The organism is Pseudomonas persica, assembly GCF_900291015.1.
Taxonomy (GTDB): domain Bacteria; phylum Pseudomonadota; class Gammaproteobacteria; order Pseudomonadales; family Pseudomonadaceae; genus Aquipseudomonas.
Window position 1 is genome coordinate 316,647 of sequence record NZ_OLKL01000033.1, and the last position, 9,962, is coordinate 326,608.

The window sequence follows — 9,962 nt, forward strand, 5'->3', positions numbered from 1 at the left end:
ACGAGATGGTGACGGCTGTACGCAGGTTGGTAGACCAGCTAACGCGATCGCACCTACAGAAACAGCGCACAACTTGCTTTCAGCTAAATACCCGCGAAGAGAGCCTAAAAGTCAATCCAGGAACTAAAAATCAACACTAACTTACAGTTTTCGGAAAGTTCCTACTTATAGCCAAAACAACAACACCCTGTTTATTTCAATCCCGCCGCAGCCCTCCTACCCTGCAAGTTCGCCCTCGCCATCACCTTTACCCCACGCAGCAGCGATCACTGGATTGCCCCCTCTGCATCAAGGCTACGCCTGATACCGGAGTAATCCTTAACAAGGGAAAACACGCCATGTACCGACAATCTGATCTGCGTTTCAGCTTCCACCCCTTGGCTGGCGACCATCAATTCGAGGTGATTTCATTCGAACTCGACGAAGCCGTCAGCACACCATTCCAGTTGAAGCTGGAGCTGATCAGTCACGAAGATGAAGTCGACTTCGGTCAGTTGCTCGACAAGCCGGTACTGTTCACGATCTGGCAGCGCGAACGCCCACTGCGCTACGTGCACGGCGTGGTCAGCACCTTCAGCCAGGGCGAAACGGGCTTTTATCGCACCCGTTACCATGCCTTGGTCGAGCCCCTGCTGGCCCGCGCCGGGTTGCGTTCGAACTGGCGCATCTTCCAGCACAAGACCGTGCCGCAGATTCTCGAAATCTTGCTCAAGCGCCAGTGCATCCTCCATTTCGAGTTGCACAGTTTCGGTGAGCATCAGGTGCGTGAGTTCTGCGTACAGGCCGGTGAAACCGACCTCGACTTCATCGCCCGCCTGGCTGGTGAAGAGGGTTTCGTCTACCGCTTCGAGCACACGCCGAAACACCACCTGCTGGTCATGACCGACCGGCTGCTGGCGCTGGGGCAGATCAGCCGAGGCGCGATCAAGACCGAAGACGACGATGAAGGTTTTCTTGAAGAGGACGACATCGGTCCCAATCAGGTGCTGTACCGCGCCAACAACGGTGCTGATCAGGTGAGGCCTTGCCTGCGCCGCCTGCGTTACAGCGAGCAGGTACGCACCGCACGACAGGTACAGCGGGACTACACCTTCACCAACCCGCAGTACCGGCAGGAACACCGGGCGGATGATAGTGGCATCACCCATCAGTCCCGGGACTATGAGCGCTTCGACTACCCCGGCCGCTACAAGCGCGATGTGGTCGGCGTGCCCTTCACCGCCACCCGCCTCACGGCCCTGCGCCATGACGCCCGTATTGCCGAGGTAGCGGGCGACGATGTACGGCTGCAACCAGGCCTGAGCTTCACCCTCATCGAACACCCGCGCAAAGACCTCAACGCACACTGGCGCGTGATGCGTGTGCACCACGAGGGCAGCCAATTCACCAGCCTGCAAGAAGAAGCCGCCGGAGCCGAACAGGGAACGCACTACTCGCAGGAAGCCGTGCTGGTGCCCGGCCGGATCGAATGGCGACCTGCACCGCTGGACAAACCGCGCATCGACGGCCCGCACATGGCCACCGTCGTCGGCCCACCCGGCGAGGAGATCTATTGTGACGAATGGGGCCGGGTCAAAGTCAGCTTCCCCTGGGATCGCGAGAGCAACAACAATGAGTTCAGCTCCTGCTGGGTGCGCGTGTCACAAGGTTGGGCCGGCGGCAGCTGGGGCTCGATGGCTATCCCACGCATCGGCCAGGACGTGATCATCCAGTACGTCAACGCCGACCCCGACCAGCCGATGATCACCGGGCGCACCTACTGCGGCGATCAACTGCCGCCCTACGACCTGCCGGAACACAAGACGCGCATGACCATCAAGAGTCAGACCCATAAGGGTAATGGCTTCAACGAACTGCGCTTCGAAGATGAGCTGGGCCGACAGGAAGTGTTCGTGCATGCCGAAAGGGACATGAACACCAAGGTCAAACACGACCAGACCCTGAGCGTCGGCAATGATCGCGCCACTGCGACTGGCCGGGACCACACCACCAGCATTGCGCGTGACGAGTCGATCGATACGGGACGTGATCGCCGCGATCACGTTCACCAGGACCGATTCACCAGCATCGACCGCAACGACATCCACTCCGTCGGCAACACAAGCCGCATCACCATTGCCGCCGACCACAGCCTGAGTATTGGCGGCAATCAGTCGCTTGTCATCGAAGGTACGCGCGCCATTGAAGCCCGTACCGCACAACGCCTACTGACCCGGTACTACATGCTTCAGGGCACGGAACGCATCCACATCCGTGGCCCGAGCGGCAAGATCATCTTCGATGCCGAGGGCATCACCATCGAAGCTCCCAACATCCGCTTCAAAGGCAATGTCACCTACCAGACACCTGTGCAGGCCCAGGTCGAAGCCATCGAGGCCGCCATTCGAGAAGGCTCACCGCTGATCGAAGAGTGCCCCTTTGCCGGGAAGGACGACGCATGAGCCTGCACCAGCAATTAAGCGAAGGCGGCCTGTACACGGGTGTCGTCAGCGCAAGCCTGTTCGTGCTTGCCGAAGCGTCGGCCAATCCGGGCCTGCTGGGCAGGCTCGAGTTTCATTCCATCCAACACCAATGCCTATGGCACCTGGAATATAACACCGGGCTAGAGAAGCATGCGCCATTACTGTTCCGGCTAACCGCAGGCAGCGAACTGGATGCCTGGCTTGGCGGCCTGGATGGGGCGTTCGCCTGTACCGTGGTCGAGGCCGCCCTGTCCCTCGAAACCCTCGCACGTCACCTGCGCCGCTTTGGCAAAGTCCAGGAAGGCCAACGTCGTTACTTTCTGAGGCTTGGTGACCCTCGGTCATTAAGTTTGTACGTCGGCTCACTGACGCACCGGCCAGACACCTTGGCCCGGCTGTTCGATCACGGACGGATACGCAGACTCTACTTCCACGATTCACGAAGCGGGCTCGCACTTGGTGCACAGCCGCTGTTCGAGCAAACAGAAGGCCGCTCCGAACGGGAAGGCTGCCTGGCCTGGCTGCCATTGCGCCGGGAGGTCCCGGCATGAATCTACCGAGTCTGGATCTGGGTGCGGTACAAGCTGCATCGCTACGGTTCACCAACCGTCGACTGACTCGCTTCCTGCTGGAGACGTTGGACGGCTCCCTTGCGCGCTTTCATACCCGCCCCGAGGATGTTCCCCTACTGGTAGCCGATGCAGGGGCTCTGGTCAGCAACAGTGGCTACACCTGCGGCAGAGAATACAGTTTGCTGGTGCTGAGCCACTTCTTGCTGGGCCTGGGCTGGTGGAACGACCCTGTTAGCGAATCGGTGTGGTCAATCACCCAGGTTCCTGGCCTGACCCAGGATGAGCGGCTCGACATGCTGACCGTTCAGGCGGTAGCTCACCGTTCGCGGTGGGAAGGTCAACTTACCCATATGCATGACGTCACACGGCAAATGTTGCGTTTGCCCGACGACGATTGCGACCACGACCGACAGTGGCGATCACTGGAGCACCTGATGACCCTGCGCGGCATACCCGCTGACGCGCAGCAGGCCTGCTATTGCTGCTATGAGTCGGATGCCAGCAGCCGCTATGCGCTGCCCGCCATCAACCACATGGAACTCAACGAGAACGAGATCCGCGCCTATCGCTATTACGGCAAACGGTTACCGCAGCCGTCCGATGACCTGTACAAGCTGCCCCCGCTATCCCGCAGCCAAGTGCTGCTGCATGTGCTCCTGGCGATCGCGTTCGGTCGACACTTTTACCTCAACCCATTGTTCACCCCTTGGGTGAAGTTGCTGGAAGCCACCGACTCTCCCAGAGAGCGCCGCCACGCGTTGGCAAGTCAACTTGCAGTTCATCAGCAGGCACTCAAGGAGCCGAGTCCGCATGGTTGAATCATCTGCTTTACAAGCACTGGGTCAAGCCGCACTCAACGGGGCGCTACCCGTTCCACCCGACATTTGCGTACCCTGCTCCCTGCCCGGCGCGCTGTTCTCGCTCGACGGCGGCGACGGTTGCGACCAGTTGCTGGGCATCCCCTCCCAGCACGGCGTTGGCCCCGCGTGGTTTCGCAACAACCCCTGGATTCGCGACCCGGCGCGCAACCACCGCGATACTTTCCTCCAGCAGGTGCTGGAACATGCCGGCAACACGCTGGGCAATGCCTGGCTGGCAGAGTTCTATGCCTTTGCCGCCAGCGAAAAGCTGCAACTGGTGTGCATCGACGACGCGATCCGCCTCGACGAACTGGCCCCGCCCGTACTCGATCACATGGGCGAGCGCAACCAGCAAGGCTTTGGTTTCACCCTGCACAGCAATTTCTTCTTCACCGACCACAAGATCTATTTCGCCACCTTCACCCATGTGCAGTGGGCCGAAGCGCAACGGGAAGAGTACGTCGACGAGCACGGCACCCCGCGCATCAGCCCGCCGTACACCTGGCACACGCCTAGCGGCCTGTACCCGATCGAACAGGCTTGCGAACAGCTGGCCCGGCATTACGCCGAGGCCAAGGCCCGAGCCCGTTTCTGGCAAGGTGTCTTCGGCGCGGGCGAGTTCGCCCTCGGAGTGCTGGCATTCATACCAGTGGTGCGCGGCATCAAGGGCACTGCAACCCTCGGCCGCTATGCCTTCGTCGCCCTGGAAGCCGCGCTGGCCGCCGACGCCATGGTCGACGGCAGCAGCCGCATGATCACTGGCGAAGGCCTGAGTATCGGCGAGCAGTTCTTCACCGACCTGGCGCACCTGGCCAACCCCGACACTGCCGAGGCACGTGGCAAGCAGGTGTTCATGGCCATCAACCTGGCCCTGCTGCTGCCGGCCGCGATGGGCGGCGCCCGTTGGCTGATGCACAAGTTGCGGCCCGGCAGCATGACCACCGTGCGCCTCGACAACGCCGCACTGTCGCAAGAGGAAGTCCGCCGCCTCGGCAACCGCAGCGCCGGCGAAGTCACCGTACTGGAAACCCGCATCCAGCGACGCACCCGCGAGGGTGAGCTGCCGGTCACCGCCCGTGAACTGCACTCGGTGGAGCGCAATGCCAGCCTGGTCGCACTCGATGTGGTCGGCGGCAAGGCCGACTACGCCTACACGGCCACCACCCTGCGCGACCGGCTGGTGGCCCTGATCCAGCACAGCGTCGGCCCGGTGCGCATGGGCGGCAGCCTGACCCGGGTGGTGGCCGATGCCGGCGAAGAAGCCCTGGCGGCGGCCCTGGTCAGCCAATGGAAGGTCAAGCCGGAGAACATCCTCGGCCTGAGCACCCACCCCTCCCGGCCCAGTCAGTTCGGTTTGAAGAACAAGAGCGATCAAGGGATCGACATGCTTGTGTACGTACCACCACCGCCGTCGATGACGGTGCGTAATCCGACGACGCAGGAAATGCGGAACCACATCGATGGGCTGAAGGGGACGGCGCCGCTGGAAGAGCTGAAGTTCGAGGCGGGGACGTTGTTGGTGATCGAAGTGAAGACGACGCTGGGGAAAAGCAAGACGCCTGGTTTTTTAAAGACACAAATGGCTGGCGGCAGTGCAAATGCCGAGCGAATACAGAAACTGATTGCGAGAAAACAGGGCGGCTGGAACATCGACAACCTAAAAGCAACAACCCCTGATATAGCCGCTAAAGCAGCACACCTCCGTAATGCGATGAGTAGTGGAAAGATCTCACACCTGCACGCTCAAGTGTTTCTTGCATCTAATGGGCAGTTAAACACGATCGCAGGCGGCTCAACCGGAATTCAGATGAACACGTGGTGACGACATGACATCTACCAATAGTTCTCGACTAACCAACAGCCTCAAAAGTATTAACAGCTGGGCGTCAGCTGATACCTCACTAGAAAAACATAGAATCATAGATTACATAAATGGAAACGACAGCATCGCTATCGCCGCCGATGAAATATTCAGACTCGGCATGAATGACATAGGAAAAAGTCTGCTCCAAGCCTCTGACAACCCATACTTGAAAGCACCTCGTACAATCGCCATAGGCATATTGAAACTACTCGTGGCCAACAGCGTGATAGTCGAGAATTTAAAGGGCACCACCCGGTTCGGCCTTGATGATCTGGATGGCATCACTCACGTAATGCTATGTGCCTTGGCCACTGGACAATTTGCTCCAATAATACCTTGCCATAATGCTGTATTCTCGGGTTTTACCAATGGCTACGGTGTCAGCGATGGCCACAACCTACCAATTGGTACCACCCTACGCTACGCCGCCTTCGGCCTGACCATCATCGGCGACTGGCTGGGCAAACCACTCGATCTCGACAAGCACGCCCTGCCCCGCGACCCGGCATGGGGCCAATTGGTCGCCCATTGGCGCGAGCCCGATCCTGAAAAGTTGCTGCCGATCCTGCTGGCAGCTTGCGATACCCATGTCAACNTGGTCGCCCATTGGCGCGAGCCCGATCCTGAAAAGTTGCTGCCGATCCTGCTGGCAGCTTGCGATACCCATGTCAACCGCATCGCATTGACCTCCCGCGAACTCGACTCCGGTAATTTCGAATTCGGCTCTCCCTTCGAAGCCGTCTACCCCGCCGAGATCCTGGCCATTCTCAACCTGCGTCAGTCTTTGGGCCTGCAGAACCCTTCCATCGACCACCCATTGATGAAAACGCCCTACGCTCAGCTGACTTGCCCGCCAGGCATGCGTTTCGAGCCGGATGAACTGCTGATGCGCTTCCTGGCTGCCGCCTGCAAACACGATCCCGATGCCGTACCGGTCGGCCTCTATGAAGCCATTCTAGAAACCACGACGGCTAGCTGAAAATGGCCGCTCTACAGGCTCTGCTGCTGCAAACTCGCAATGGTGCGCTACCCGTTCCACCCGACATTTGCGTACCCTGCTCCCTGCCCGGCGCGCTGTTCTCCCTCGACGGCGGAGATGGCTGTGACCAACTGCTGGGCATCCCCTCCCAGCACGGCGTTGGCCCCGCNGCGCTGTTCTCCCTCGACGGCGGAGATGGCTGTGACCAACTGCTGGGCATCCCCTCCCAGCACGGCGTTGGCCCCGCCTGGTTTCGCAACAACCCCTGGATCCGCGACCCGGCGCGCAACCACCGCGATACTTTCCTTCCCGGCCCAGCCAGTTCGGTTTGAAGAACAAGAGCGACCAAGGGATCGACATGCTCGTGTACGTACCACCACCGCCGTCGATGACAGTGCGTAATCCGACGACGCAGGAAATGCGGCACCACATCGATGGGCTGAAGGGGGCGGCGCCGCTGGAAGAGCTGAAGTTCGCGGCAGGGACATTGTTGGTGATTGAGGTGAAGACGACTCTAGGGAAAAGCAAGACACCAGGATTTCTGGATACTCAGAGAAATGGAGGCAGCGCTGATCTCAGACGTATTCAGCGCTTGGTACAAAACCAGTCCCAAGGATGGAATCCCTCTCGCCTAATAGCAACAGACCCTAATTTCATAGCCAAATTGAACGCCGTGGATAACGCCCGTAAAAATGGGAGCTTAAGATATTTACATGCGCAGGTATTTTTCGACAGTAAAGGCAACCTGAGCAACTTACCAGCAAGCACGACCGGTATCCAGCTAAACCCTTGGAATTAAAATGACATTTATTCATACGCGCCTTAAGAAAAGTTTAGCCAAAGCCCCAGCTTGGGCCGCGGACACTTTCCCGAGTAGAGAACACCTAATAACCGACTATATTTCGGGTTCAGGAGACCTGTACAGCGCCTGCAGAGAGCTATTTTCTTCCGGAATGAAAAAAACAGGCGAGAGTCTTTTACTTGTAGCCAACGGATCATTTTCTGCCGCACAAAATAAATTCATTGGTGCTTCTAGCCAAATGCTAGCGACTAACTCAATCCTCATTCATAGATTGAAAATGACACGTGAAGAGGACATTGCCACGCTGGACGATATGACATTACTGATGTTCCGTGCTCTCGCCACTGGACAGAACAGGCTAATTGCACCAACCCACCAAACTATTTTCACTGCAATTGAGAACGGATACGGCATACGCGATGGCCACGGGTTACCCATAGGCACCACCCTACGCTACGCCGCCTTCGGCCTGACCATCATCGGCGACTGGCAGGGCAAACCGCTCGACCTCGACAAGCACTCCCTGCCCCGCGACCCGGCATGGGGTCAACTGGTCGCCCATTGGCGCGAGCCCGATCCTGAAAAGTTGCTGCCGATCCTGCTGGCAGCTTGCGATACCCATGTCAACNGCGCTGTTCTCCCTCGACGGCGGAGATGGCTGTGACCAACTGCTGGGCATCCCCTCCCAGCACGGCGTTGGCCCCGCGTGGTTTCGCAACAACCCCTGGATTCGCGACCAGGCGCGCAACCACCGCGACACCTTCCTCCAGCAGGTGCTGGAACATGCCGGCAACACGCTGGGCAATGCCTGGCTGGCAGAGTTCTATGCCTTTGCCGCCAGCGAGAAGCTGCAACTGGTGTGCATCGACGACGCGATCCGCCTCGACGAACTGCCCCCACCCGTACTCGACCACATGGCTTGGCAACTCGATAAGCTTCAACAGCATGACCCAGGTTTCACATCAAAGGTCGAGGCGATCATGACGGCGACAGCCTCAAGAAAAGTTAAATTCCTGCACGCTCAAGTTTTCTTCGATTCCAGCGGAAAACCCAACCCACTGACCCACGCTCTCAGCGGCATACAACTCAATAACTGGAAATGACATGAGAAAAAAACGACTACAACAGAGCCTCCGACGATTGAACGACTGGGCATCTGGCAATGGCAATTATCCAGCCGATTGGTTTGGAAATTACTTGAACAACGGCTCCCAACCTACTCTGGCTTTTCATGCCCTATTCAGAATGGGGCTTCTCGAAGTCAAAAAAGAGCTTCTGCAAGCACGGCTAAAAATAACACCACCAGCACCCATGAATTTAACGACCGGCATAGTTAGAATGATGACCAGCGATGCAATACTTATCGAATCACTTAAGGGCACCGGAGGAGTAGGTAACGATACGCTGGACGGCATAACACATCTCATGTTCTGCGCCATTGCAACAGGGCAATTTCGACTGATAGCACCCTTCCACCAAACAATTGTTTTGGCGTTGGAAGGCGGCTATGGCGTGGAGGACGGAAACAACCTGCCAATTGGTACCACCTTACGCTACGCCGCCTTCGGCCTGACCATCATCGGCGACTGGCTGGGCAAACCACTCGATCTCGACAAGCACGCCCTGCCCCGCGACCCGGCATGGGGTCAATTGGTCGCCCATTGGCGCGAACCTGATCCCGGAAACTGGCTGCCAATTCTGGTGGTGGCCTGCGATACCCATGTCGAACGCATCGCCCTGACATCCCGCGAACTCGACTCCGGCAATTTCGAATTCGGCTCACCCTTCGAAGCCGTCTACCCCGCCGAGATCCTGGCCATTCTCAACCTGCGTCAGTCTTTGGGCCTGCAGAACCCTTCCATCGACCACCCATTGATGAAAACGCCCTACGCTCAGCTGACTTGCCCGCCAGGCATGCGTTTCGAGCCGGATGAACTGCTGACGCGCTTCCTGGCTGCCACCTGCAAACACGATCCCGATGCGGTACCGGCCGGCCTTTACGAAGCGACTCTGCAAAACGGCGCAGAGGGTTGAGCGATGTCCAGACAAGGTGCGATTCGAAAAGGCGACCCACACAGCGGGGGTGGTCGGATGGATGAAGGAAGTGGAGTGCTTGTCAATGGGCGGCAACAATGCATTCTCGGTGATCTTGCGCCGTGCCCGCTGCATGGTGGGACATTTGCACTGGTCTCTGGCGGTGACGGGAGTGTCTTGTTCAACGGTATTTCGTTGGTGTTCGAGCCAGCAGAGCTTGCTTGTGGGTGCAGGGTCTCATCTACCTGTTCGGGACCTTATGCCAAAATGGGGTGAACGATCTGAAGATTGTTGGTTTCACGCCCCTGCCTCTTCGCGGGTAAACCCGCTTGTATGGTTAGACTTGAAGGGGTGGTGGGACTAAATGCCCGATTCTGACTGTTCAGAGC

The 9,962-nt window shown here is 58.5% G+C and carries 7 protein-coding genes; all 7 read left to right on the forward strand.

What is annotated here, in order from left to right:
• Positions 1-338: 338 nt before the first annotated feature.
• A complete protein-coding gene (locus FQ664_RS16965) occupies positions 339-2,441 on the forward strand; it encodes a type VI secretion system Vgr family protein (protein WP_144173476.1) in 2,103 nt (700 codons plus the stop codon).
• Positions 2,438-3,013 carry a DUF4123 domain-containing protein gene (locus FQ664_RS16970; RefSeq protein WP_144173477.1) on the forward strand — a complete coding sequence of 192 codons (576 nt, stop codon included), beginning with the start codon at positions 2,438-2,440 and terminating at the stop codon, positions 3,011-3,013. The genes FQ664_RS16965 and FQ664_RS16970 overlap by 4 nt, the downstream gene beginning before the upstream one ends.
• Positions 3,010-3,852: a hypothetical protein gene (locus FQ664_RS16975; protein WP_144173478.1), complete on the forward strand. Its 843-nt coding sequence runs from the start codon at positions 3,010-3,012 to the stop codon at positions 3,850-3,852. The genes FQ664_RS16970 and FQ664_RS16975 overlap by 4 nt, the downstream gene beginning before the upstream one ends.
• On the forward strand, positions 3,845-5,716 hold the full coding sequence (locus FQ664_RS27915) for a hypothetical protein (RefSeq protein WP_256675990.1): 1,872 nt from the start codon (positions 3,845-3,847) through the stop codon (positions 5,714-5,716). Before FQ664_RS16975 ends, FQ664_RS27915 begins: the two co-directional genes overlap by 8 nt.
• A gap of 1,379 nt (positions 5,717-7,095) precedes the next feature.
• Complete coding sequence (locus FQ664_RS16995; protein ID WP_144173480.1) at positions 7,096-7,536, forward strand: hypothetical protein; 441 nt, start codon at positions 7,096-7,098, stop codon at positions 7,534-7,536.
• 1,107 nt (positions 7,537-8,643) lie between these two features.
• Positions 8,644-9,573 carry a hypothetical protein gene (locus FQ664_RS27925; RefSeq protein ID WP_256675992.1) on the forward strand — a complete coding sequence of 310 codons (930 nt, stop codon included), beginning with the start codon at positions 8,644-8,646 and terminating at the stop codon, positions 9,571-9,573.
• Positions 9,574-9,576: 3 nt separating this feature from the next.
• Positions 9,577-9,849 (forward strand): PAAR domain-containing protein, encoded by a 273-nt coding sequence (locus FQ664_RS17015; RefSeq protein ID WP_144173482.1) that lies wholly within the window; start codon positions 9,577-9,579, stop codon positions 9,847-9,849.
• The last annotated feature ends 113 nt before the right edge of the window (positions 9,850-9,962 follow it).